The sequence below is a fragment of the Rhizobium sp. YTU87027 genome, from assembly GCF_050644135.1.
Taxonomy (GTDB): Bacteria; Pseudomonadota; Alphaproteobacteria; order Rhizobiales; family Rhizobiaceae; genus Rhizobium.
Genome location: NZ_CP098440.1, coordinates 1064054 through 1086648, shown reverse-complemented (window position 1 = coordinate 1086648; position 22595 = coordinate 1064054). Strand labels below are relative to the sequence as shown.

Sequence of the window (22595 nt, the reverse complement as noted above, 5' to 3'; positions counted from 1 at the left end):
GCCGATTGATGTCGCCTGATACGCTGCTGGCGGACACGAGCGCTTGGTTTGTCGCTGCCTTGCCGGACCACGGCATTCCATCGCTTGTCGTCATCGCTTTCATTGCAGGATTGGCACGTGGCTTCTCGGGGTTCGGGGCAGCGCTGATCTTCATTCCGCTTGGCGGCGCAATCATCGGTCCGAAGCTGATATCGCCGGTCCTGCTTGTCATCGATGGCCTTGCGACACTCGGGATGATTCCGCCTGCTTGGCGCAACGCGAACCGTCGTGAGGTCTTCACGATGGCAGCAGGTGCGCTCCTCGGCATACCGGCGGGGACCGCCGTGCTCGCGCTGATGGATCCGCTTGCGTTGCGCTGGGCGATTACGGCAATTGCCATTTGTCTGCTCGCACTGCTTGTTTCCGGTTGGCGCTACCACGGCGAACCACGCATGCCACTCACCTCTCTGACAGGTGTCATTGCCGGCCTTTTCAGTGGCGCCGCGCAGCTCGGCGGGCCTCCGGTCGTTGCCTACTGGCTCGGCGGCAAGACCGATTTTACCCGGGTGCGGGCAAACATCATTCTCTATTTCGCGATTTCAACCTGCTTCAGCGTCGTCAGCTACTATTTCGGTGGGCTCTTCGTTCAAGCCGTCTTCGCTCTGACGATCGTCATCTTGCCGAGTTATGCCATCGGCCTTTATACCGGCTCGAAGCTGTTCGGGCTGGCCAAGGAGAGCACGTTCCGAACGATCTGCTATCTGCTGATCGCAGCCTCCGCCATCCTGGGAATGCCGGCACTCGACGGGATCCTCCGCTGAGCATATTTCCCCGCCAAACTGCTGAATGAGGCGCAGCGCAACCGGCGTTGATCATATTCGCCAACTGCCGGAAGCCCGACGGCGTTTGAACGCCTGCTCGATGAATTGGCACCCGCTCCGGATAGGGACCGGCGTGCTATCGAGCCATCAGTGGCGAACGCGTCCTCAGGACCAGCGTGTCTCCCGGACCATGCACGGCCGCGAAAAGCAGGCCGGCGAGGAAGGTGAAATGATCGACAAAGAAGCCGAACTCCGCTTGACTGCTGCTCCAGTGGCTTGGGCCATGGAACGCGAAGGCCAGAAAGACCACGTAGATGCCGGCCAGAACCGAGGCCTCCGAGAAGAAAGCTCCCGTTAGGAATGCCAGGGTCAGGCCCAGTTCGAAGAACGCCGCTACCCAAGCCAGGAAGAGCGGGAATGGAAAGCCTGCCGCGGCGATGTAGCTTGCGGTCGACTGTATATCCATGAACTTGAAGCTCATGGCCATCGCGAAAACGGCGCCGAAGATCAGTCGCGCCAGCAAAATTGCAATTGTCTTGCTCATATCATCCCTCCCTCGGCCGAAGCCGCTCTGCAATCATTGTCCAGACTTCCGGCTTCCCGCATCTGCGATGCCGTTAGCTTCCACCAAAGGACGCCGCGCGACCTTCTCTCCCGACAGGCAACCACCATTATTTTCGACCGAGCGATCCCAGCCTCACGTCCAGGCCACATGATCGGCCAGCACATCATCGATGACCTGCCACGACTTCTTGACGTCTGCGAGATTTGCGCCTGCCATACCGGCCGCAACGATCAAGGCCTTCCATAACGTCCATCCGCGGCCTCGCGCCCACGTTTCCGCGTCCAGCGGGCGTGCCTTGCGAAACACCTCACGGCTCTGCCCTTCGAACAGGTGCCAGGCAATTGCAAGATCACAGGCAGGATCGCCGACGCCCGACGTCCCGAAATCGATGACGGCATCGAGTCGACCGTTCTTAACCAGAAGATTGCCGTAGGCAACATCACCGTGGAACCAGACAGGTGCACCTTGCCAGGCGGTCGCAAGCGCTGCTTCCCAGGCCTCCCCGGCCAGTTTCGTGTCGACCCGCCCGTCCAGGCGCGTCAGGGCCTCGCGCGTTTGCGCGTCGTAGACTTTCAGCGATCCACCGCGAAAGAAATTGTGAGAGCCGGGCAGAGGTCCTCCCGTTGCGTCAACTGCCCGCAACGCATCGAGGAACCCAGCCAGCGTGGTGGCAAAATGGCTGAGATCGTCGATACGTTCCGCCAGTGCCGTCTCACCGTCACGCCATTCATAGACGGACCACGGCCAGGGATAGGTTTCGTCCGGCCTTCCCATGGCCAGAGGCACGGGTATGGGCAAGGGCAGCTGCGGCGCGAGGATCGGCAGCCACCGCTGTTCCCTGGCGACCTGATCGGCATAGTGAGCAGCGCTTGGCAACCGAACTGTCATGCCGGCACCAAGGTGGAATGTCCTGTTGTCCCATCCGCCGAACTCGACGGGTCGGATCGGCAGACCTGACCACTTTGGAAACTGCGTGCTAATCAGCCGACGCACAAGCGTTGTATCGATTACTGGGCCATCCATCGTTCTGGCATTCCTCCCCAGATGCGCCGGCATAATGTCTGCGTTTCCAAGCAGAGATCAACCCTGGGCTTGTCTTCGACCGTTCAGGTTTTGAATCAAGGCCTTGATGAGATGAATCCGGGTTCGCCGCCAATATCCTGAAGGCAATAGCATTTCTGCCGCGCCACCGCTTTTGTCGGATCTTGGCCCTTTATACCATTTCTATCTCTTTGCGCTTGCGCACGAATGGATTTCCTACCGGAAGCGGCGTTAGCTTCCCTTGAAATGTGAAGGCTGAAAACATGCGATACCTCATACCACCGAATACGTCGATCAGCCGCCCTCGCCGCCCGGCACCGAAACGACAGATGCGTGAGCGACGTACGGCCCAGGCGCTCATTCTCTTCGGCATCGTACTTGCCGCAGTTGAATTCTACGTCGTTCTCGGCGGCATTTGAGACGCAAGGACGCCAACGGACAGAGAATTGCGGCTTGGCGCCATCAAGACCGCGCCTGTCACGCCATTTTGTGCCGGAGGGCATCATCTTGCAGTTCAGCGTGCTCGGTAAAGCGACAGCGAAATGCACCAACGTCGACACCATCGGCGACGGACTCGCTGCCTGCCGCCAATGGCAAACGCTTCCTTAACTGGAATGCGCCTATGGTGCGGCACGAGACCAGCCACGCCGAAGACCGATGCCAAAACCGAATTTTCGTTTTACCCACTACGATCTCAACGAGCAGCGCGCCGGGACGATCATCGAGGTGACGTTGAACGCGGTGGCGAATGTGCGCCTGATGACGGCGCCGAACTATCAGCGCTTCACCGAGGTCCTCGACTTCAAGTACGTCGGCGGCGTCGCGCGGAAATCTCCTATCCGTCTTTCTATTCCCGAGAGCGGCCACTGGCATCTCGTTGTGGATATGGAAGGCCATCACGGACTTGCGGAATCTGCCGTCAAGCTCGTCGCACCCGCGGGACAGATGCGCGCATCCTGATCAGCGCTGGTTGCGTTCTTTTCTGAGCTTCGCCCACCATTCAAGACGTTTGCGAATATCCCGCTCGAAGCCGCGCTCCGGCGGATCGTAGAAAGTCTGGCGACCCATCTTCTCCGGGAAATAGTCCTGGCCGGAAAAGGCGTCCGGCTCATCGTGGTCGTAGCGATAGCCTTCGCCGTAACCCTCGCCCTTCATCAGCTTCGTCGGCGCGTTCAGGATGTGCTTCGGCGGCAGCAGAGAGCCGTTCTGCTTGGCGGCCATCGTCGCGGCCTTGAAGGCGGTATAGACGGCGTTCGATTTCGGCGCGGTCGCGAGATAGACGCAGGCCTGCGCCAATGCCAGTTCGCCCTCGGGAGAACCGAGGTAGTCATAGGCGTCTTTTGCGGCATTGCAGATCACGAGGGCCTGCGGGTCGGCCAAGCCGATGTCTTCCACGGCCATGCGGACAAGGCGCCTACCGAGGTAGAGCGGATCTTCGCCGGCGTCGAACATGCGGGCGAGATAGTAGAGCGCAGCATCGGGATCCGAGCCGCGGACGGATTTATGCAGTGCCGAGATAAGGTTGTAATGCCCGTCCTGAGCCTTGTCATAGACAGGCGCGCGGCGCTGCACGATCCGTGTCAGCCCCTCAGTGTCGAAGGTTTCCCCTTCCCGCGCGGCACGCCAAACCTCTTCCGCCAGCGTCAACACGGCACGGCCGTCGCCGTCCGCCATTCGCAGCAGGCTTGCACGCGCATCGTCGGTCAGCGGCAGCACTTTGTCTTCGGTCGTCTCCGCACGCTTCAACAACTCTTCAAGGCTCTCATCGTCGTGCGACTTGAAGGTCAAAACGCGGGCGCGTGACAACAAAGCCGCATTCAGTTCGAAGGACGGATTTTCGGTCGTGGCGCCGACGAGAATAACAGTGCCGTCTTCCATAACAGGGAGAAAGCTATCCTGCTGTGCTCTGTTGAAACGATGAATCTCGTCGACGAAAAGCAGCGTCTGCCGGCCGTCCATCCGGCGCAGACGGGCTGCCTCGAAGACTCTCTTGAGATCGGCCACGCCCGAGAAAATTGCTGATATCTGTTCGAATGCGAGACCGGCTTCGCCCGACAACAATCGGGCAACGGTCGTCTTGCCGGTTCCTGGCGGACCCCAGAAAATCATCGAGCCGAGCGAGCCACTGTCGATCATGCGCCGCAACACGCCGTCTTCACCGGTAAGATGGTCCTGACCGGTCACTTCCGAAAGCGTGCGTGGCCGCAGGCGATCGGCAAGAGGCCGCCGATTGGCGACCTCCTCGGGAATACGCGGTGCAAATAGATCGTCACTCATCGGAAGAACTGTCTAATGCGTTGGCCGTCGCGCTCGATCTCGACGCGCCAGAAGCTGGGATCCTCGTCGGCGATCCCGGCAAGTTCCCTAGTCGTCTTCACTTCCGTGCCATTGATCGAAATGATGATGTCCTTCGGCTCAAAGCCAAGGCGAGCGGCGAGGGAATCCTCCTTCACCTCGGAAACAACGACGCCGGTGGATTCGGAGGGCATACGAAGCTCGTCGGCGACGCGAGGCGACAGGTTTTCGACGACGGCACCGGTAAAGGGTGTGCGGCCCCCGATCGTGCGCTGATCACGTGGCGCCGTCTCGGGCGCTCTGGCGAGTGCGAGCGCGATCTGCTGCTCGTGGCCGTTCTCGAGCACAGTCAACTGGACCGATTTGCCAAGCCCAGCCGTTGTCAGGCGATAGAGCAGCGCATCCGGATGCTCGACCGGAATGCCGTCGACGGCGGTCACGATTTGACCTGCCTTCAATCCGGCCTTTGCGGCTGGAGCACCGTCAGTCACCTTGACGATGAGAGCGCCACGCGCCTTGTTGAGCCCGAGCGCTTCGGCAACCTCCGAGGTCACCGCATCGAACGTTGCCCCGACATAAGGCCGCTCGAAGGATTTCACGCCGGCATCGGCCGAGGCGAGGAACACCTTCACCAGATTCGCAGGGATCGCAAAGCCGATACCGTTCGAGCCGCCGCCGCGCGAGAAGATCGCCGTGTTGATGCCGATCAGTTCGCCCTTCATATTCATCAGCGCACCGCCGGAATTGCCCGGGTTGATCGATGCGTCCGTCTGGATGAAGAAACCGAACTCGTTCTTGACCACCTGATTGCGCGCCAGCGCCGAGACGATGCCACTCGTCACTGTCTGGCCGACACCGAAGGGGTTGCCGATCGCCAGCACGAGATCGCCGACTTCAACCGCATCGGAATTGCCGAGCGCGAGCGTCGGGAAGCTTTCCTTCGTATCGACCTTGAGAACGGCGAGATCGACGCGGTCATCTCGCAGGACGACCTTGCACGGAAACTCACGCCCGTCCGAAAGCGCAACCTTGATATCGTCGGCGCCTTCCACGACGTGGTTGTTGGTGACGATCGTTCCGTTCGATTCGACGATGACGCCGGATCCCAGCGACGATTGCTTCTCGCTGCGATTCGGCATCTGCTGACCGAAGAATTCTTCGAAGAAGGGATCGCCGGCGAAGGGAGACTGCCTGCGGACCGTCTTCTCGGCATAGACGTTCACGACAGCGCCGGCCGTCTGCTTGACCAGCGGCGCGAAGGAAAGCTGCATTTCCATCTGGCTCTGCGGCACAGTCTTGGCCGCCTGAGCGTTGGCGGAAACCGGCAGCGCGAGCATCAAAGCCACGAAAGGCAGGGCTGTGCGCTTCAACAGGTCATGCATGGGGAGTCCTTCTAAAATTCTCTTGTGAAAACGTTGTAGCGTCGGACGCTAGAAAGGAAAGAGGGCGGAAGCATGGAAGAATAGGGCAGCTCACGAACTGCTGAACATGCCTCTCAAACTGATTCAGAAACAAGCTCCATGCGGCTGATATCTAAAGGTAAAGGAAGATCAAAGTCACCTATGGGAGACATCTTGACTCTCCGGATGGCAGCGCAAGACCCAGCGCTTCGCGGATGGCTCTGTTCTTGCCGAAGCAGTGGCGTGCATCATCTACCGAAGGGCACCCACCGCCAATCGAACAGGAACTCACGCATGAGACGTTTCCGCCGCACGCTTCACCTTTTCGCGACATCTATCCTTTTTGTAGGCCTGACAGGCGCTTCCCATTCTGCCAGCTTCGACTGCGAGGCCAAAGAGTTGAAGCCGGACGAAAAGGTGATCTGCGAGAACCGCGCGCTGAACGATGCCGATGTGAAGATGGTAACGACGTTCGACCTGCTGTCCGGGCTGATGGCGATGGGTTCGCGCGGCACCTTGCAAGACGAACAAACGGCTTGGCTCAAGAAGCGCCAGGAATGCGGCTCAGATGCCGCCTGCATCAAGGCCGCCTATGACGAGCGCTTGAAACAGCTCGATGAAACCTACAAAAAAATAAACCGGCCGCTTTAGCGACCGGTCCATTTCACATTCGTTTTTGATCTGAGACTTAGCGGTTGCCGAGATCACGGACGGCGCCGCGGTCGGCGCTGGTTGCGAAGGCGGCGTAAGCCTTCAGCGCGGTCGTCACATTGCGCTTGCGTTGCTCGGACGGATGCCAGCCCTTCTCCTCCTGCTCGGCGCGACGGTTTGCCAGTTCCTTGTCGTCGACGCGCAGGCTGATGATGCGGTTCGGGATGTCGATGTCGATCATGTCGCCCTCACGGACCAGGCCGATCGTGCCGCCGTTTGCCGCTTCCGGTGAAACGTGACCGATGGAGAGGCCGGAGGTGCCGCCGGAGAAGCGACCGTCCGTGATCAGCGCGCAGGCTTTGCCGAGACCCTTCGACTTCAGGTAGCTCGTCGGATAGAGCATTTCCTGCATGCCGGGCCCGCCCTTCGGGCCTTCGTAGCGAATGACGACAACATCGCCGGCAACAACCTGGTTCGAGAGGATGGCCTTTACAGCCGCGTCCTGGCTTTCATAGACCTTGGCCGGACCGGAGAATTTTAGGATGGATTCATCGACGCCTGCCGTCTTCACGATGCAGCCATCGAGCGCGAGATTGCCCTTGAGGACAGCAAGACCGCCATCCTTTGAGAAGGGGTGCTCCATCGAGCGGATAACGCCCTTTTCGCGGTCGGTGTCGAGTTCGTCCCAACGCGCCTCCTGGCTGAAGGCAACCTGGGTCGGGATGCCGCCGGGAGCCGCCCGGTAGAAATTGCGGACGGTCTCGCTGTTGGTGCGGGTGATGTCCCAGCGGTCGATCGCGTCGCCGAGGGTTTCGGCATGGACCGTCGGGCATTCCCGGTTGAGCAAACCGCCCTTGTCCAGTTCGCCCAGGATCGACATGATGCCGCCCGCCCGATGAACGTCTTCCATGTGGACGTCGTTCTTTGCCGGCGCGACCTTGGAGAGGCAGGGAACGCGACGCGACAGCAGGTCGATATCGGCCATCGTAAAATCGACCTCGCCCTCATGCGCCGCTGCAAGGATATGCAGAACGGTGTTCGTCGAGCCGCCCATGGCGATATCGAGCGCCATAGCGTTCTCGAATGCCTGCTTGGAAGCAATCGTACGGGGTAGAGCCTTGACGTCGTCCTGTTCGTAGTAGCGACGGGCGAGATCGACGATCAGGTGGCCAGCCTCGACGAAGAGGCGCTTGCGGTCGGCATGCGTTGCGAGCGTCGAGCCGTTGCCCGGCAGCGACAGGCCAAGCGCCTCCGTCAGGCAGTTCATGGAGTTGGCGGTGAACATGCCCGAGCACGAACCGCAGGTCGGACAGGCGGACCGTTCGATGACCTTGACGTCCTCGTCGCTGATCTTGTCGTCGGCGGCCGCAACCATGGCATCGACCAGATCGAGCGCGTGTGTCTTGCCGTGCAGGACCACCTTTCCGGCTTCCATGGGGCCGCCGGAAACGAAGATCGTCGGAATGTTGAGGCGGAGCGACGCCATCAGCATGCCGGGCGTGATCTTGTCACAGTTCGAAATGCAGACCATGGCGTCGGCACAGTGAGCGTTGACCATGTATTCGACACTGTCGGCGATCAGTTCGCGCGAGGGCAGCGAATAGAGCATGCCGTCATGGCCCATGGCGATACCGTCGTCGACCGCGATCGTATTGAATTCCTTGGCAACGCCGCCGGCGGCTTCGATTTCGCGGGCAACGAGCTGGCCGAGGTCCTTGAGATGGACGTGACCGGGCACGAACTGGGTGAAGGAGTTCACCACCGCAATAATCGGTTTGCCGAAATCCGAGTCCTTCATGCCCGTTGCGCGCCAAAGGCCGCGCGCACCCGCCATATTGCGGCCGTGAGTCGTGGTTCTCGAACGATAGGATGGCATTGGTGTATTCCTTGCGTGTCGGAAATTGGTCGGCGATGCGGGGGCGCAATGATCTAAGCGACCGGGCTATCGCTGTTTTTTGGAATTGTCCTAATCCAAACGGTGTGGGCTGTCACTACCGTGAAAGCCGAAACCGGTACGCCTGGGCTCTTGGGTGCGTCGAGCATATACGGTCGCAGCAGTGTTTTTGTTACAGACTATTCCATCAAACAACGTACACAAAAAGTTGGCTTTCCGCAGCCATGCCGGTGGGCATAAACAATGATCCAAAGACATGTTTGATGCGTTGAAGGTTTATACCGAGCTCTGATGCTCAGGAGGTTTCCGATGCCAGCTTATCGTCCCCCCAAGATCGCATCTTCAGAGATCACGCCGCAGCAGCTCTATCTCAGGCGTCGCGAGTTCCTCGGCGCTGCGACGCTGGGCGCCATGGCGCTCTACGGAGCCAGCAAGGCCAGCGCCGCCGCACTGTCGGTCACCGACAGCAAATATTCGGTCGGCGAGAAGGCCACGCCGCTGAAGGACGTGACGACCTACAACAATTTCTACGAATTCGGCCTGGATAAGGGCGACCCTGCCGCGCTCTCCGGCGACTTCAAGCCGCTGCCCTGGACGATCAAGGTTGACGGCATGGTCAACAAGCCCGGCACGTTCGATGTCGAAGCGCTGATGAAGGAATTCCCGATCGAGAGCCGCACCTACCGTATGCGCTGTGTCGAGGCGTGGTCGATGGTCATTCCGTGGGATGGCTTTCCGCTTGCCTCCCTGCTCAACAAGGTGGAGCCGCTTGGCAGCGCCAAGTACGTTGCCTTTGAAACGGTCGTGCGGCCAGACCAGATGCCTGGCCAGAAGGGCATCTTCCAATCGCTCGACTGGCCCTATGTCGAAGGCCTTCGGCTTGATGAGGCGCGTCATCCATTGACGCTGCTCGCCGTTGGTCTCTATGGCGAAACTTTGCCGAACCAGAATGGTGCGCCGATCCGACTGGTCGTACCGTGGAAATATGGCTTCAAGGGCATCAAGTCGATCGTTCGGATCACGCTGACTGACAAGGAACCGAAAAACACCTGGCAAGTGACCAATCCGCAGGAATACGGGTTCTACGCTAACGTCAATCCGGAGGTGGATCACCCACGCTGGAGCCAGGCGACGGAGCGGCGCATCGGCGAGAGCGGCTTTTTCGGCGCCAGCCGCCACCCCACCCTGCCGTTCAACGGCTATGCCGACGAGGTGGCAAGCCTCTACAGCGGTATGGATCTCCGGAAGAACTTCTGATGGCGGCCCTCTCGTTCAGTCTCCCGAAGCGCTGGCAGTCGGCCTCCATCTGGGCTCTTTATGCCGTCGGGCTGCTGCCCGCTGCTTGGACCTTTTATCTCGGCGCCACGGATCAGCTTGGCGCCGACCCGGTAAAGACCTTCGAGTTGTTCCTCGGCCTCTGGACGATCCGCTTCCTCATCCTGACGCTGGCCGTCTCCCCTGCCCGGGACCTTCTCGGCTGGAACTATCTTCGCTATCGCCGAGCGCTAGGGCTCCTGACTTTCTACTATGCCCTGATGCACTTCACGGTCTACATGGTGCTGGATCAGGCGCTCGACATTTCGATGGTCGTAAGCGACGCGCTGAAGCGGCCCTTCATCATGTTCGGCATGGCCGGCCTAGCTCTACTGGTACCGCTTGCTCTCACCTCGAACAACCTGTCGATCCGGCGGCTCGGACCGAATTGGGTGCGGCTGCACCGCCTCGTCTATATCGTCGCTGCTGCTGGCGCCGTACACTTTGCGCTATCGACGAAAGTTCTTGGCCTTGAGCAATCCGTCTATATCAGTCTGCTGATCCTCCTGATCCTCTACCGGTCCTACCGACCTATCGCGCGCAGCAGGAAGGCCAAGAATGGTCGCGGAAGACAGGGACAACAACCGGCCATTCGCCAGCGGGTTGCCGGCTGACCGAATTGTCATCGATAGCAAAATCCGCCACCGTGTGCCGATGGAAACACCCTACCCAGTCTATCTCTAGCGCGACCCGAATTTTTCGGCGTTGGGCGACACCTTCGCTGCAGCAGCACCGCTTAGAGAGGTCGTTTCCGTCTATGGCGGTCGTGGCCTTGTCGGCGAAGGCGGGCTCAGTAAGGCGTTCGGGCGAGCGATCGTCTTCAAGCAGGAAGACACCGGGCAGTATTTCCTTGGCGCATGGGGGAGACGGAACACCGCACGCTTCAGAGCAGCGCTGCGAAGTGTCGGTGATATCGTTGTCATCGGGGACTCGCCACCTGCCCGTCTGATCCATTTCAACAAGCGACGCGAACGGCCGAAGCGTGGCGAGCCAAAGGCTGATCCCTAAAACGAAAACAGCCGGGCTTTGCAGCCCGGCTGTTTTGCTTCCGGCGAGCCGGAAAGGATTAAGCGGCTTCAGCTGCAGCAGCTTCGGCTTCAACGCGAGCCTTGTCGGCTGCGCCCTTCGCATAGGTGTCGCGGTCAACGAATTCGATGACTGCGAGAGCAGCGTTGTCGCCCTGGCGGAAGCCAGCCTTCATGATACGCAGGTAGCCGCCGTTGCGGGTTGCGTAGCGCGAAGCGATCGTGTCGAACAGCTTCGAAACAACAGCAGCGTCGCGGATCTGCGAGATCGCCTGACGACGAGCGTGCAGGTCGCCGCGCTTGCCGAGCGTTACGAGCTTTTCAACGATCGGACGGATTTCCTTTGCCTTCGGCAGGGTGGTCACGATCTGCTCATGGGTAATGAGCGAAGCCGCCATGTTGGCAAACATTGCCTTGCGGTGGCTAGCGGTTCTATTCAGCTTGCGGCCGGCTTTACCGTGGCGCATGGCTATTCTCCTTCACATGCAGGCATCTTGCCCGCCGTTTGATGGTTAGTACTGGTCTTCGTAACGCTTGGCGAGATCTTCGATGTTCTCAGGCGGCCATGCGGGCACTTCCATACCGAGGTGCAGGCCCATGGAAGCGAGAACTTCCTTGATTTCGTTCAGCGACTTGCGACCAAAATTCGGTGTGCGGAGCATTTCTGCTTCGGTCTTCTGAATGAGGTCGCCGATGTAGACGATGTTGTCGTTCTTCAGGCAGTTTGCCGAGCGAACAGACAGTTCGAGTTCGTCCACCTTCTTGAGGAGCGCCGGGTTGAAAGCGAGTTCGGTGACCGCTTCCTCTTCGGTTTCCTTCTGCGGCTCGTCGAAGTTGACGAACACGCCAAGCTGATCCTGAAGGATGCGAGCCGCGAAAGCGACCGCATCTTCGCCGGAGATCGAACCATCGGTCTCGATCGTCATGTTCAGCTTGTCGTAGTCGAGAACCTGTCCTTCGCGGGTGTTTTCCACCTTGTAGGACACCTTCTTGACCGGCGAATAAAGGCTGTCGACCGGGATGAGACCAATCGGAGCATCTTCCGCACGATTGCGATCGGCCGGAACATAGCCCTTGCCGTTGTTGACGGTGAATTCCATACGGATTTCGGCACCCTCGTCGAGCGTGCAGATGACATGCTCGGGGTTGAGGATTTCGATATCACCGACCGTCTGGATGTCGCCAGCCGTTACAACGCCCGGGCCCTGCTTGCGCACGACCATGCGCTTTGCGTCATCGCCATCCATCTTGATGGCGATTTCCTTGATGTTGAGGACGATGTCCGTGACGTCTTCGCGGACGCCCGGGATCGACGAGAATTCATGCAGCACGCCATCGATCTGCACGGCCGTCACTGCGGCACCGCGCAGCGAGGACAGCAGAACGCGGCGCAGCGCGTTGCCGAGGGTGAGGCCGAAACCGCGCTCCAGCGGCTCTGCTACGAGCGTCGCCTTGGTGCGCGAACTCGAAGAGAACTCGACCTTGTTCGGCTTGATCAATTCCTGCCAGTTTTTCTGAATCATATTTTTGCCTTCCGTTCGTTACCACCATCCAATCGTGGCAACCGAGCTTGAGAAGCACCGGGAGCGAAAAGCCGTTCACCGGTGTTGTGAATGGCGATGATCAGACGCGGCGCTTCTTGCGCGGGCGGCAACCATTGTGCGGGATCGGCGTCACGTCACGGATGGACGTGATCATGAAACCAGCAGCCTGGAGGGCGCGCAGAGCGGATTCGCGACCCGAACCCGGACCGCAAACTTCGACTTCCAGCGACTTCATGCCATGTTCCTGGGCCTTCTTGGCGCAGTCTTCAGCAGCGATCTGAGCAGCGAACGGGGTCGACTTGCGCGAGCCCTTGAAGCCCTTCGCGCCAGCAGACGACCAGGCAATCGCGTTGCCCTGAGCGTCGGTGATGGTGATCATCGTGTTGTTGAAGGTCGAATTGACGTGGGCAACACCCGACGAAATGTTCTTACGTTCGCGACGACGAACGCGGACGGCTTCCTTGGCCATTTAAATCCCTTTCTTGGATCTCTGCACCGCCGTAATGCCAGCGGCTACACCGGAACGAGACCTTACGGCCCTGCCCCAAACTCAAAAGAGGCCGGCGCAGACCGCCAGCCCCCTCACCTCCGGTTTCCCGGAAATTACTTCTTCTTACCAGCGATGGCCTTTGCCGGGCCCTTGCGGGTACGAGCATTGGTGTGCGTGCGCTGACCGCGAACCGGAAGGCCACGGCGGTGACGCAGGCCGCGGTAGCAGCCGAGGTCCATCAGACGCTTGATGTTCATCGAGGTTTCGCGACGCAGATCACCTTCGACCTGATAGTCACGGTCGATGGTTTCGCGGATCTGCAGAACCTCGGAGTCCGTCAGCTGATGGACGCGCTTGTCGGCCGGCAGGCCAACCTTTTCCATGATTTCCTGCGCGAATTTTGGACCGATCCCGTGGATATACGTCAGCGCGATTACAACGCGCTTTGCAGTCGGGATGTTGACGCCAGCGATACGTGCCACGCCTATTCTCCTTGCGTTCCAGTTGCCATCCGGCAAGTGGTGTCTCGTTACACGACCCAGAGAGGTCGCAATTACAATTCAGGTTCTCAACAAGTCAAAACGATCGAACCCGGAATTCCCTTGAGAAGTCCGCGCCGATCGCATGAGATATCGCGAGTTGGCGCGGTGTTTAGCGGAATCAGCGCTTAAAAGCAACCGCTTCCGCCAAGTTTATTTTCAAAGACTAAAGCTTCGAAAGTATCTTATCGATCTCGCCGGTGACGTGATCGATCTCAGCCATGCCGTCCACCGACTTCAGCTTGCCCTTGGCATAGTAGTAGCCGATCAACGGAGACGTTTCCTTGTAGTAGGCCTGCAGGCGCGTAACGACTGTTTCGCGATTGTCGTCGGGCCGACGCTTGAAGTGAGTCGAGCCGCAACGGTCACAGACTCCTTCCTCCTTCGGCTTGACGTTCGTGTCGTGGTAGCCCGCGCCACAATTCGCGCAGGTGTAGCGTCCGGAAACGCGGTCCGCGAGGACGTTGTCGTCAACCTGGATCTCGATCACGGTCGAGAGTTCCAGGCCCTTGCTCTTCAGCATAGCTTCCGTGGCGTCGGCCTGAACCAGCGTGCGTGGGAAACCGTCGAGAATGAAACCCTTGGCGCAATCTGGAGCATCCAGACGCTCGGAGACGATGGCATTGACGATCTCATCGGAGACAAGCTTGCCGGCGTCCATGACGGCCTTTGCCCGCTTGCCTACCTCCGTGCCAGCCGCAACAGCAGCACGGAGCATGTCACCCGTGGAGAGTTGCGGAATTCCGTACTTCTCCACGATCCGCTGAGCCTGGGTCCCCTTACCCGCGCCCGGCGGCCCTAACAGTATGAGTCTCATCGCCCCCTCTTTCCTCCGCGCAACTTCGATTTCTTGATCAGGCCTTCGTACTGCTGTGCGATCAGATGACCCTGAATCTGCGCCACCGTATCGAGAGTTACGCTAACCACGATCAAGAGAGAAGTGCCACCCAGGGACAACGGAATGCCCGTTTGCGACACAAGAATTTCCGGCAGGATGCACACGAAGACGAGGTAGATCGCGCCGATCACCGTAATACGGGTCAACACGTAATCGATATATTCGGCGGTCCGCTCGCCCGGACGGATGCCCGGAATAAAGCCGCCATGCTTCTTCAGATTGTCGGCCGTGTCCTTCGGATTGAAGACGATCGCCGTGTAGAAGAAGGCGAAGAAGGCGATCAGTAGGCCGTAGAGCAGCATATAGAGCGGCTGGCCATGGCCAAGGGCTGCAATAACAGAGGTCGCCCATGCCGGCAACGCTGTCGTGTTCGCGAAGCCCGCGAGCGTCGCTGGCAGCAGCAAAAGCGAGGACGAGAAAATTGCAGGGATAACGCCCGAGGTATTGAGCTTCAGCGGTAGATGCGAGGTATCGCCCTGGAACATCCGATTGCCGACCTGACGCTTCGGATACTGGATCAGCAGGCGGCGCTGCGCACGCTCAACGAAAACGATGATGGCGATGACAGCGATGGCGATGACGATAACCGCGAGAATCAGCGTCGTGGACAGAGCGCCCGTGCGACCGAGTTCAAGCGTGCCGGCGAGCGCCTGTGGAAGGCCTGCGGCGATACCTGCGAAGATGATCAGCGAAATACCGTTGCCAATACCCCGCGAGGTGATCTGCTCGCCGAGCCACATCAGGAACATTGTGCCACCGAGCAAGGTGACGACCGTCGAAATACGGAAGAAGATGCCGGGATCGACAACGAGGCCGTTGCCGCTCTCAAGACCGACGGAAATGCCGTAGGCCTGAAGCGCACCGAGTAGCACCGTGCCGTAGCGCGTATACTGGTTGATGATCTTGCGGCCCTGCTCGCCTTCCTTCTTCAGGTTCTCGAGCGCCGGCACGACCGAGGTCATCAACTGCACGATGATCGAAGCGGAAATGTAAGGCATGATGCCGAGCGCAAAGATTGCCATGCGCTGCACGGCGCCGCCCGAGAACATGTTGAAGAGGCCGAGAATGCCACCTGCCTGGCCGCGGAAGGCCTGGGCATAAGCTTCTGGATTAAGGCCTGGGAGCGGAATGTGGGTACCGAGCCGGTAGACGAGGAGAGCTGCCAGTGTGAACCACAGGCGCTTCTTGAGATCCTCGGCTTTGGCGAAGGTCGAGAAATTGAGGTTGGAAGCCAACTGTTCCGCTGCAGACGCCATGCGATTCTCCGCGCTACCAATTTCGGGCTCAAGCCAAGCGAGGTGCAGGACCCGGAATCAGCATTCTGAATTATTCAAAAGCGGGCTTCGGACGGATTGCGGGAGCAACCTATGCCTCACCCTTGTGTTCGTTCCTACCGTTTATGACGCACGTGCGTCCAGCCGGTTTTTGTGAGGCTCACATATGGGAGCAAAATCGCCCGGTGTGAAGCACCCCGGGCGACTTATCATAAGATTAATTATTCTGCAGCTGCGGCAGAAAGAAGCGTGACGGAACCGCCAGCCTTTTCGATCTTTTCGATCGCCGGCTTGGAAGCGCCAGCAACTTCGAACTTGACCTTTGCCTTCAGCTCGCCGTCGGCGAGAACACGTACACCGTCCTTGACGCGACGGATAACGCCGGCAGCCTTGAGAGCTGCTGCATCAACCGTGGACTTGGCGTCGAGCTTGCCAGCGTCGATCGCAGCCTGAACACGCTCAAGCGACACGACAACGAAGTCGGCCTTGAAGATGTTGTTGAAGCCGCGCTTCGGCAGACGACGGTAGATTGGCATCTGGCCGCCTTCGAAACCGTTGATAGCGACGCCGGAACGGGACTTCTGACCCTTCACACCGCGACCACCGGTCTTGCCCGAGCCCGAACCAATTCCGCGGCCGAGGCGCTTGCGGCTGTGGGTCGAACCTTCGTTGTCTTTGATTTCATTGAGTTTCATAGCGAATCTCCCGGCTTACTTCTCGTCGACGACGCGAACGAGATGCTGGACAGCACGGATCATGCCACGAACGGAAGGGGTGTCTTCCAGCGTGCGGCGACGGTGCATCTTGTTGAGTCCGAGGCCAATCAGCGTGCGCTGCTGGACGTCCGGACGGCGAATCGGGCTGCCGATCTGTTCGATAGTAACCGTCTTCGCTTCAGTCTTCTTGGTAGCCTTAGCCATCTGTCAGACTCCTCTTATTCTTCAGAGGCATTGCCAGAAGCGGCACGGCGAGCCTGGAGCGTTGCATACTTGATGCCGCGCTGAGCTGCGATGTCCTTCGGGTGAACCTGGTGCTTCAGAGCGTCGAAGGTAGCGCGAACCATGTTGTATGGGTTCGAGGAACCGGTCGACTTGGCGACAACGTCGTGAACGCCGAGCGTTTCGAAAACGGCGCGCATCGGACCACCCGCGATGATACCGGTACCGACCTTGGCCGAACGAAGCAAAACCTTGCCGGCGCCATGGCGGCCATGAACGTCGTGATGCAGCGTACGGCCGTCACGCAGCGGTACGAAGATCAGTTCGCGCTTGGCAGCTTCAGTCGCCTTGCGGATTGCTTCCGGCACTTCGCGTGCCTTGCCGTGACCGAAGCCAACGCGGCCCTTCTGGTCACCAACGACGACGAGAGCGGCGAAACCGAAACGGCGGCCACCCTTAACAACCTTAGCAACGCGGTTAATCGCGACCAGCTTGTCAACGAATTCGCTATCGCGCTCTTCACGGGCCTGGCGGTCTTCCCGCTGCGGCCTTCTTTCCTGTGCCATTGTCCTCTTCCTTTTTCTTTTCCGGGTGCAATCGGCAAACAAAACGAGGACCGCATCGGCCTCCCCTTTCGGGACGCCTGCGGTCCGGTGAGATCCGGCCGGTGCCTTAAGGCCGCCGGCCGGAAACTTTATTAGAAGGACAGACCGCCTTCGCGGGCTGCTTCTGCCAGGGCCTTGATGCGGCCGTGGTAGATGAAGGCGCCACGGTCGAATACGACGTCCTTGACGCCTGCCTTCGAGGCGCGCTCAGCAACGAGCTTGCCTACGAGGGCAGCAGCTGCTGTGTCAGCACCGGTCTTCAGAGAACCGCGCAGATCCTTGTCGAGGGTCGAGGCAGACGCGAGCGTCTTACCAGCGACATCGTCAATGACCTGGGCATAGATGTTCTTCGACGAGCGATGAACCGACAGGCGCGGACGGCCGTTGGCCACCGACTTGAGGTGACGACGCACGCGGTTGGCGCGACGTGCAAGTGCTTCTTTCCTGCTAGCCATTTCGCGTGATCCTTACTTCTTCTTGCCTTCTTTGCGGACGATCCGCTCTTCGGCATACTTGACGCCCTTGCCCTTGTAAGGCTCAGGACCGCGGTATTCGCGGATTTCAGCGGCAACCTGGCCGACCTGCTGCTTGTTGATGCCGGTGACGACGATTTCCGTCGGCTTCGGCACAGCGATCGTGATGCCCTGCGGCGGCTCATAAACAACGTCATGGCTGAAGCCGAGTGCCAGCTGCAGGTTCTTGCCCTGAAGCGACGCACGGTAACCAACGCCGTTGATTTCGAGCTTGCGCTCAAAGCCGTCCTTAACGCCCTTGAAGATGTTCTCGATCATCGTGCGGGACATGCCCCACTTTGCGCGAGCATCCTTCGTCTGGCTGAGCGGGGTCACGACGACCGCATTATTTTCGAGCTTCACGCCGACTTCGTCGTTTGCGACGAAGAACAGCTCGCCCTTCGGGCCCTTAGCGGTAACCTTCTGGCCATCGACCGTAGCCGTGATCCCAGCAGGCACCTGAACGGGCTTTTTACCGATACGAGACATTTTTCAATCCTGTCTGTTCGCTATGGAGATCCCTGCCCTGTCTTAGAAGACCGAGCAAAGAACCTCGCCACCAACGTTCTGTTCGCGAGCCTGGTGATCGGCCATCACGCCCTTCGGGGTCGAAAGGATGGTGATGCCGAGGCCGTTCGCGACCTGCGGAATGGACTTGACCGAGACATAAACCCGGCGGCCCGGCTTGGACACACGGCCGATCTCACGGATCACCGATGCGCCTTCGTAGTACTTGAGTTCGATGTTGAGCTCAGACTTGCCATTGCCGAAATCGACAACGGAATAGCCACGGATGTAGCCTTCAGACTGCAGAACATCGAGAACACGTGCACGGAGCTTCGAAGCAGGCGTCGAAACCGACGACTTGCGGCGAGAAGCGCCGTTGCGGATGCGAGTGAGCATATCGCCCAACGGATCAGTCATTGTCATCTAACCTGCTCCTTACCAGCTCGACTTGACGATGCCCGGCACCTTGCCGAGATTGCCGAGTTCACGCAGCGCGATACGCGACATGCGCAGTTTGCGGTAGTATGCGCGCGGACGGCCCGATACTTCGCAACGGTTGCGAATGCGGGTCTTGGATCCATCGCGCGGCAGGGATGCCAGCTTGATCGATGCCTTGAACCGCTCTTCGATCGGAAGAGCCTGGTTCATGATGATCGCCTTCAGAGCTGCGCGCTTGGCAGCCTGGTTAGCGACCGTAGTACGGCGGCGCTTGTTCTTTTCAACTGCGCTTGTCTTCGCCATGTGCGGTTCCTTTTCTACGCTCGTCGTTACGGTTACTGACGGAACGGGAAGTTGAACTCTGTCAGCAGAGCCCGTGCTTCGTCGTCCTTCGTTGCCGTCGTGCAAACGATGATGTCCATGCCCCACATCTGATCAACCTTGTCGTAGTTGATCTCAGGGAACACAATGTGCTCCTTGATGCCCATGGCGAAGTTGCCACGGCCGTCAAAGCTCTTCGGGTTCAGGCCGCGGAAGTCGCGAACGCGCGGAAGCGCGATGTTCACGAGACGGTCCAGGAACTCGTACATGCGAGCGCCGCGCAGGGTGACCTTTGCGCCGATCGGCATGTTTTCGCGGACCTTGAAGCCAGCGATAGAGTTGCGGGCACGGGTGATGACCGGCTTCTGACCAGCGATGGCGGCCAGGTCAGCTGCAGCAACAGTCGGCTTCTTCGAATCAGCCGTTGCTTCACCAACACCCATGTTGATTACGATCTTGTCGAGCTTCGGGATCATCATTTCGTTGGCGTAGGAGAACTTCTCCTGCATCGCCGCACGAATGCGCTCGACATATTCCTTCTTGAGCCGCGGCTCGTACTTTGCGTCAGCCATCAGATCACCTCACCGGAACGCTTGGCCACACGGACCTTCTTACCGTCAACAACCTTGAAACCGACGCGGGTCGGCTTGCCGTCCTTGTCGACGATTGCAACGTTAGAGAGGTGAACAGCGGCTTCCTTGCTGATGATGCCGGCTTCCTGGCTCTGCGTCTGGCGCTGGTGGCGCTTTACGACGTTGATGCCACGAACAACGGCACGATCTTCCTTGGGCAGAACCTGAAGGACTTCGCCGGTACGGCCCTTGTCCTTGCCTGCGAGCATGACGACCTTGTCGCCCTTACGAATCTTTTGCATCGTTCGCGCTCCTTACAGTACTTCGGGAGCCAGCGAGATGATCTTCATGTGGTTCTTGGCGCGAAGTTCGCGCGGAACCGGTCCGAAGATACGGGTGCCGATCGGCTCTTTCTTGTTGTCGATGAGGACTGCTGCATTCGTGTCGAAGCGGATGATGCTGCCATCAACGCGACGGATTTCCTTGGAGGTGCGAACAACCACCGCCTTCATCACGTCACCCTTCTTCACGCGGCCGCGCGGGATCGCTTCCTTGATCGAAACGACGATAACGTCGCCGATCCCGGCATACTTGCGCTTCGAGCCGCCCAGCACCTTGATGCACATGACACGACGTGCGCCGGAATTATCCGCCACATCGAGGTTTGTTTGCATCTGAATCATATCAGGTCGCCTTTTTGTTTTACCGGAATGGTTGGGCTTTGAGCCCCCTTTCCCGGCATATGAAAATCTGTCAGCCGACCGAGCCCATCTCGAAGACGGGCACAGATTCGGCAATAGCTTGAATAGCGCGGGAAAATCGTGCCAGGGTGGTTTCCCCAAGGGGACCTTCCGTGCGCTTAAAGCAAAAGAACGCCCGTCTTTCGAGCGTTCTGACGCTGCTTCATACAGAAATTTTCGCGAGACGCAAGGCCTCGCGAGAAATTCTTACTTTGCCTGGGCGGAAACGACCGTCCAGCGCTTGTCCTTCGAGATCGGCGCGCATTCCTCGATGGATACGACATCGCCGATCTTGTACTGGTTGTTTTCGTCGTGGGCCTTGTACTTCTTGGACCGACGAACAGTCTTCTGAAGCAGCGGGTGAGCGAAACGACGCTCAACGCGAACTACGACAGTCTTCTCGTTCTTGTCGCCAACGACAACGCCCTGCAGAATGCGCTTCGGCATGTTATTCTTCCTTTACGCCTTTGCTTCTGCCGCCTTCTGGCGGGCAATGGTTTTCACGCGGGCGATGTCCTTGCGGACTTCGTTGATGCGCGAGGACTTTTCCAGCTGACCGGTAGCCTTCTGGAAGCGCAGGTTGAACTGCTCCTTCTTCAGGTCGGCGAGCTTGTCCTTGAGCTGGTCGGCCGTGAGGCCGCGTACTTCTTCGGCTTTCATGTGCCTTGCTCCTTACTCTGCAATGCGCTGAACGAAGCGCGTCTTGACCGAGAGCTTGGCAGAGCCGAGGCGAAGCGCTTCACGAGCGATTTCTTCGCTGACGCCGTCGATTTCGAACATCATACGGCCTGGCTTGACCTTGCATGCCCAGTATTCGACAGAGCCCTTGCCCTTACCCATACGGACTTCGGTCGGCTTTGCGGTTACCGGAACATCCGGGAACACGCGGATCCATACACGGCCGGCGCGCTTCATGTAACGCGTGATCGCGCGGCGGGCCGCTTCGATCTCGCGTGCATTGACGCGGTTCGGCTCTTGAGCCTTAAGGCCGAATTCGCCGAAGGCCAGGTCAGAACCACCCTTGGCGACGCCCTTGATGCGGCCCTTAAATTGCTTGCGGTACTTGGTACGCTTTGGCTGCAACATTTTCTTATTCTCCGAACTTATCTGCCACCAACGCTATTAAGCGTTGTCGCGGCGACGATCGCGGTCGCGGCTTGCCGGACCCTGAGCGTCACCCTCGAGTGCGCGGCGCTCGGAGGCCATCGGATCGTGCTCAAGGATTTCGCCCTTGAAGATCCAAACCTTGATGCCGCAGATGCCGAAAGCGGTTTCCGCTTCAGCCGTACCGTAGTCGATGTCAGCGCGCAGCGTGTGCAGCGGAACGCGACCTTCGCGGTACCACTCCGTACGAGCGATTTCAGCACCGCCGAGACGGCCTGCGCAGGTGATCTTGATGCCTTCGGCGCCAAGACGCATTGCAGACTGAACGGCACGCTTCATGGCGCGACGGAAAGCAACACGACGCTCGAGCTGCTGAGCGATCGACTGTGCAACGAGCGTAGCGTCGACTTCCGGCTTGCGAACTTCAACGATGTTGAGGTGCGTTTCGGAATTCGTCATCTCCGACAGCTTCTTGCGGAGCTTGTCGATGTCTGCGCCCTTCTTGCCGATGATCAGGCCCGGACGAGCCGAGTGGATCGTGACGCGGCACTTCTTGTGCGGACGCTCGATGACCACCTTGGCGATACCGGCCTGCTTCAGTTCGCTCATGACGAACTTGCGCATCTTCAGGTCTTCGTGCAGCAGCTGGCCGTACTCGGCATTGTCCGCGAACCAGCGGCTATCCCAGGTACGGTTGATGCCAAGACGGAAACCGATTGGATTAATTTTCTGACCCATTATGCGGCCTCCTCTTGTGCCTGCACTTCGCGGACAACGATCGTGAGGTGCGCGAACGGCTTCTCGATGCGAGATGCACGGCCACGGCCACGAGCGTGGAAACGCTTCATGACGATCGACTTGCCGACGTAGGCTTCTGCGACGACCAGCGTGTCAACGTCGAGATCGTGGTTGTTCTCAGCGTTTGCGATCGCAGATTCGAGCGTCTTCTTGACGGCGCCTGCGATGCGCTTGCGGGAGAATTCCAGCTCAGCGAGTGCACGATCGACCTTCTTGCCGCGGATAGCCGCGGCAACGAGGTTGAGCTTCTGTGGGCTGACGCGGAGCGTGCGGGCGACTGCTTGCGCCTCGTTGTCCTTCAGCCGGCGTTCGGCTTTTGCCTTGCCCATT

General features: G+C 59.2%; 32 protein-coding genes. 6 read left to right on the top strand and 26 right to left on the bottom strand.

The window, feature by feature from the left end; genetic code table 11:
- Positions 1-8 precede the first annotated feature (8 nt).
- On the top strand, positions 9-800 hold the full coding sequence (locus NBG89_RS05485) for a sulfite exporter TauE/SafE family protein (protein ID WP_431322013.1): 792 nt from the start codon (positions 9-11) through the stop codon (positions 798-800).
- Positions 801-936: 136 nt separating this feature from the next.
- Here NBG89_RS05485 and NBG89_RS05480 read toward each other — a convergent pair whose 3' ends face one another.
- Positions 937-1344, bottom strand: coding sequence for a DoxX family protein (locus tag NBG89_RS05480; protein WP_431322012.1), 408 nt, complete (start codon positions 1342-1344; stop codon positions 937-939).
- Positions 1345-1497: 153 nt separating this feature from the next.
- The gene (locus tag NBG89_RS05475) at positions 1498-2388 is read right to left on the bottom strand and encodes an aminoglycoside phosphotransferase family protein (RefSeq protein ID WP_431322011.1); all 891 of its coding nucleotides are present in this window, start codon (positions 2386-2388) and stop codon (positions 1498-1500) included.
- A 675-nt stretch (positions 2389-3063) separates the two neighbouring features.
- On the opposite strand from NBG89_RS05475, the gene NBG89_RS05470 reads away from it, so the two are divergent.
- The gene (locus NBG89_RS05470; protein WP_088691802.1) at positions 3064-3366 is read left to right on the top strand and encodes a DUF1883 domain-containing protein; all 303 of its coding nucleotides are present in this window, start codon (positions 3064-3066) and stop codon (positions 3364-3366) included.
- Here NBG89_RS05470 and NBG89_RS05465 read toward each other — a convergent pair whose 3' ends face one another.
- Complete coding sequence (locus tag NBG89_RS05465; protein WP_431322010.1) at positions 3367-4683, bottom strand: replication-associated recombination protein A; 1317 nt, start codon at positions 4681-4683, stop codon at positions 3367-3369.
- Positions 4680-6083: a DegQ family serine endoprotease gene (locus NBG89_RS05460; protein ID WP_431322009.1), complete on the bottom strand. Its 1404-nt coding sequence runs from the start codon at positions 6081-6083 to the stop codon at positions 4680-4682. Before NBG89_RS05460 ends, NBG89_RS05465 begins: the two co-directional genes overlap by 4 nt.
- Before the next feature lie 312 nt (positions 6084-6395).
- Here NBG89_RS05460 and NBG89_RS05455 point away from each other — a divergent pair, with 312 nt between their 5' ends.
- The gene (locus tag NBG89_RS05455; protein WP_431322787.1) at positions 6396-6752 is read left to right on the top strand and encodes a lysozyme inhibitor LprI family protein; all 357 of its coding nucleotides are present in this window, start codon (positions 6396-6398) and stop codon (positions 6750-6752) included.
- A gap of 37 nt (positions 6753-6789) precedes the next feature.
- Here the strand turns inward: NBG89_RS05455 and ilvD are convergent, their stop codons facing one another.
- Positions 6790-8628, bottom strand: a complete 1839-nt coding sequence (gene ilvD, locus NBG89_RS05450; protein WP_431322008.1) for a dihydroxy-acid dehydratase — start codon at positions 8626-8628, stop codon at positions 6790-6792.
- Between the two features lie 327 nt (positions 8629-8955).
- Between ilvD and msrP the strand changes: the two genes are divergently transcribed.
- The 3 genes from msrP (at position 8956) to NBG89_RS05435 (ending at position 10968) form a co-directional block, all read left to right on the top strand.
- A complete protein-coding gene (gene msrP, locus NBG89_RS05445) occupies positions 8956-9903 on the top strand; it encodes a protein-methionine-sulfoxide reductase catalytic subunit MsrP (RefSeq protein ID WP_431322007.1) in 948 nt (315 codons plus the stop codon).
- Positions 9903-10574 carry a protein-methionine-sulfoxide reductase heme-binding subunit MsrQ gene (gene msrQ / locus NBG89_RS05440; RefSeq protein WP_431322006.1) on the top strand — a complete coding sequence of 224 codons (672 nt, stop codon included), beginning with the start codon at positions 9903-9905 and terminating at the stop codon, positions 10572-10574. Before msrP ends, msrQ begins: the two co-directional genes overlap by 1 nt.
- Positions 10575-10665: 91 nt before the next feature.
- Positions 10666-10968, top strand: a complete 303-nt coding sequence (locus tag NBG89_RS05435; protein ID WP_431322005.1) for a hypothetical protein — start codon at positions 10666-10668, stop codon at positions 10966-10968.
- A 58-nt stretch (positions 10969-11026) separates the two neighbouring features.
- On the opposite strand, the gene rplQ is transcribed toward NBG89_RS05435, so the two are convergent.
- From rplQ to rplV, 21 genes are all read right to left on the bottom strand, one after another.
- Entirely contained in the window at positions 11027-11452 is a 426-nt protein-coding gene (gene rplQ / locus NBG89_RS05430; RefSeq protein ID WP_007531696.1) for a 50S ribosomal protein L17, read from the bottom strand.
- A gap of 45 nt (positions 11453-11497) precedes the next feature.
- A complete protein-coding gene (locus NBG89_RS05425; protein WP_007787729.1) occupies positions 11498-12508 on the bottom strand; it encodes a DNA-directed RNA polymerase subunit alpha in 1011 nt (336 codons plus the stop codon).
- A gap of 100 nt (positions 12509-12608) precedes the next feature.
- Positions 12609-12998, bottom strand: coding sequence for a 30S ribosomal protein S11 (rpsK, locus tag NBG89_RS05420; RefSeq protein WP_003547577.1), 390 nt, complete (start codon positions 12996-12998; stop codon positions 12609-12611).
- A gap of 134 nt (positions 12999-13132) precedes the next feature.
- Entirely contained in the window at positions 13133-13501 is a 369-nt protein-coding gene (gene rpsM / locus NBG89_RS05415; RefSeq protein WP_007531685.1) for a 30S ribosomal protein S13, read from the bottom strand.
- 223 nt (positions 13502-13724) lie between these two features.
- Positions 13725-14375, bottom strand: coding sequence for an adenylate kinase (locus NBG89_RS05410; protein ID WP_431322004.1), 651 nt, complete (start codon positions 14373-14375; stop codon positions 13725-13727).
- Entirely contained in the window at positions 14372-15712 is a 1341-nt protein-coding gene (secY, locus tag NBG89_RS05405) for a preprotein translocase subunit SecY (protein ID WP_088691792.1), read from the bottom strand. The genes NBG89_RS05410 and secY overlap by 4 nt, the downstream gene beginning before the upstream one ends.
- Before the next feature lie 239 nt (positions 15713-15951).
- Positions 15952-16425, bottom strand: coding sequence for a 50S ribosomal protein L15 (gene rplO, locus NBG89_RS05400; protein WP_007531682.1), 474 nt, complete (start codon positions 16423-16425; stop codon positions 15952-15954).
- A gap of 15 nt (positions 16426-16440) precedes the next feature.
- Positions 16441-16650, bottom strand: coding sequence for a 50S ribosomal protein L30 (gene rpmD, locus NBG89_RS05395; RefSeq protein WP_431322003.1), 210 nt, complete (start codon positions 16648-16650; stop codon positions 16441-16443).
- Between the two features lie 14 nt (positions 16651-16664).
- Positions 16665-17234, bottom strand: coding sequence for a 30S ribosomal protein S5 (rpsE, locus tag NBG89_RS05390; protein WP_007531680.1), 570 nt, complete (start codon positions 17232-17234; stop codon positions 16665-16667).
- 131 nt (positions 17235-17365) lie between these two features.
- Entirely contained in the window at positions 17366-17728 is a 363-nt protein-coding gene (rplR, locus tag NBG89_RS05385; RefSeq protein ID WP_018857106.1) for a 50S ribosomal protein L18, read from the bottom strand.
- 12 nt (positions 17729-17740) lie between these two features.
- Complete coding sequence (rplF, locus tag NBG89_RS05380) at positions 17741-18274, bottom strand: 50S ribosomal protein L6 (protein WP_088691790.1); 534 nt, start codon at positions 18272-18274, stop codon at positions 17741-17743.
- 42 nt (positions 18275-18316) lie between these two features.
- Positions 18317-18715 carry a 30S ribosomal protein S8 gene (rpsH, locus tag NBG89_RS05375; protein ID WP_004674934.1) on the bottom strand — a complete coding sequence of 133 codons (399 nt, stop codon included), beginning with the start codon at positions 18713-18715 and terminating at the stop codon, positions 18317-18319.
- A gap of 12 nt (positions 18716-18727) precedes the next feature.
- On the bottom strand, positions 18728-19033 hold the full coding sequence (gene rpsN, locus NBG89_RS05370; protein WP_003573787.1) for a 30S ribosomal protein S14: 306 nt from the start codon (positions 19031-19033) through the stop codon (positions 18728-18730).
- Positions 19034-19065: 32 nt separating this feature from the next.
- Positions 19066-19623, bottom strand: a complete 558-nt coding sequence (gene rplE / locus NBG89_RS05365) for a 50S ribosomal protein L5 (protein ID WP_088691789.1) — start codon at positions 19621-19623, stop codon at positions 19066-19068.
- Complete coding sequence (gene rplX, locus NBG89_RS05360; RefSeq protein ID WP_037127218.1) at positions 19623-19925, bottom strand: 50S ribosomal protein L24; 303 nt, start codon at positions 19923-19925, stop codon at positions 19623-19625. Before rplX ends, rplE begins: the two co-directional genes overlap by 1 nt.
- A 12-nt stretch (positions 19926-19937) precedes the next feature.
- A complete protein-coding gene (gene rplN, locus NBG89_RS05355; RefSeq protein ID WP_007531675.1) occupies positions 19938-20306 on the bottom strand; it encodes a 50S ribosomal protein L14 in 369 nt (122 codons plus the stop codon).
- Positions 20307-20570: 264 nt separating this feature from the next.
- Complete coding sequence (rpsQ, locus tag NBG89_RS05350) at positions 20571-20810, bottom strand: 30S ribosomal protein S17 (protein ID WP_007531674.1); 240 nt, start codon at positions 20808-20810, stop codon at positions 20571-20573.
- A 12-nt stretch (positions 20811-20822) separates the two neighbouring features.
- The gene (rpmC, locus tag NBG89_RS05345; RefSeq protein WP_007531673.1) at positions 20823-21023 is read right to left on the bottom strand and encodes a 50S ribosomal protein L29; all 201 of its coding nucleotides are present in this window, start codon (positions 21021-21023) and stop codon (positions 20823-20825) included.
- A 12-nt stretch (positions 21024-21035) separates the two neighbouring features.
- Entirely contained in the window at positions 21036-21449 is a 414-nt protein-coding gene (gene rplP, locus NBG89_RS05340) for a 50S ribosomal protein L16 (RefSeq protein ID WP_003573792.1), read from the bottom strand.
- A 36-nt stretch (positions 21450-21485) separates the two neighbouring features.
- Positions 21486-22205, bottom strand: a complete 720-nt coding sequence (rpsC, locus tag NBG89_RS05335) for a 30S ribosomal protein S3 (RefSeq protein WP_007531669.1) — start codon at positions 22203-22205, stop codon at positions 21486-21488.
- Entirely contained in the window at positions 22205-22594 is a 390-nt protein-coding gene (rplV, locus tag NBG89_RS05330; RefSeq protein ID WP_007531667.1) for a 50S ribosomal protein L22, read from the bottom strand. Before rplV ends, rpsC begins: the two co-directional genes overlap by 1 nt.
- Between the last annotated feature and the right edge of the window lies 1 nt (position 22595).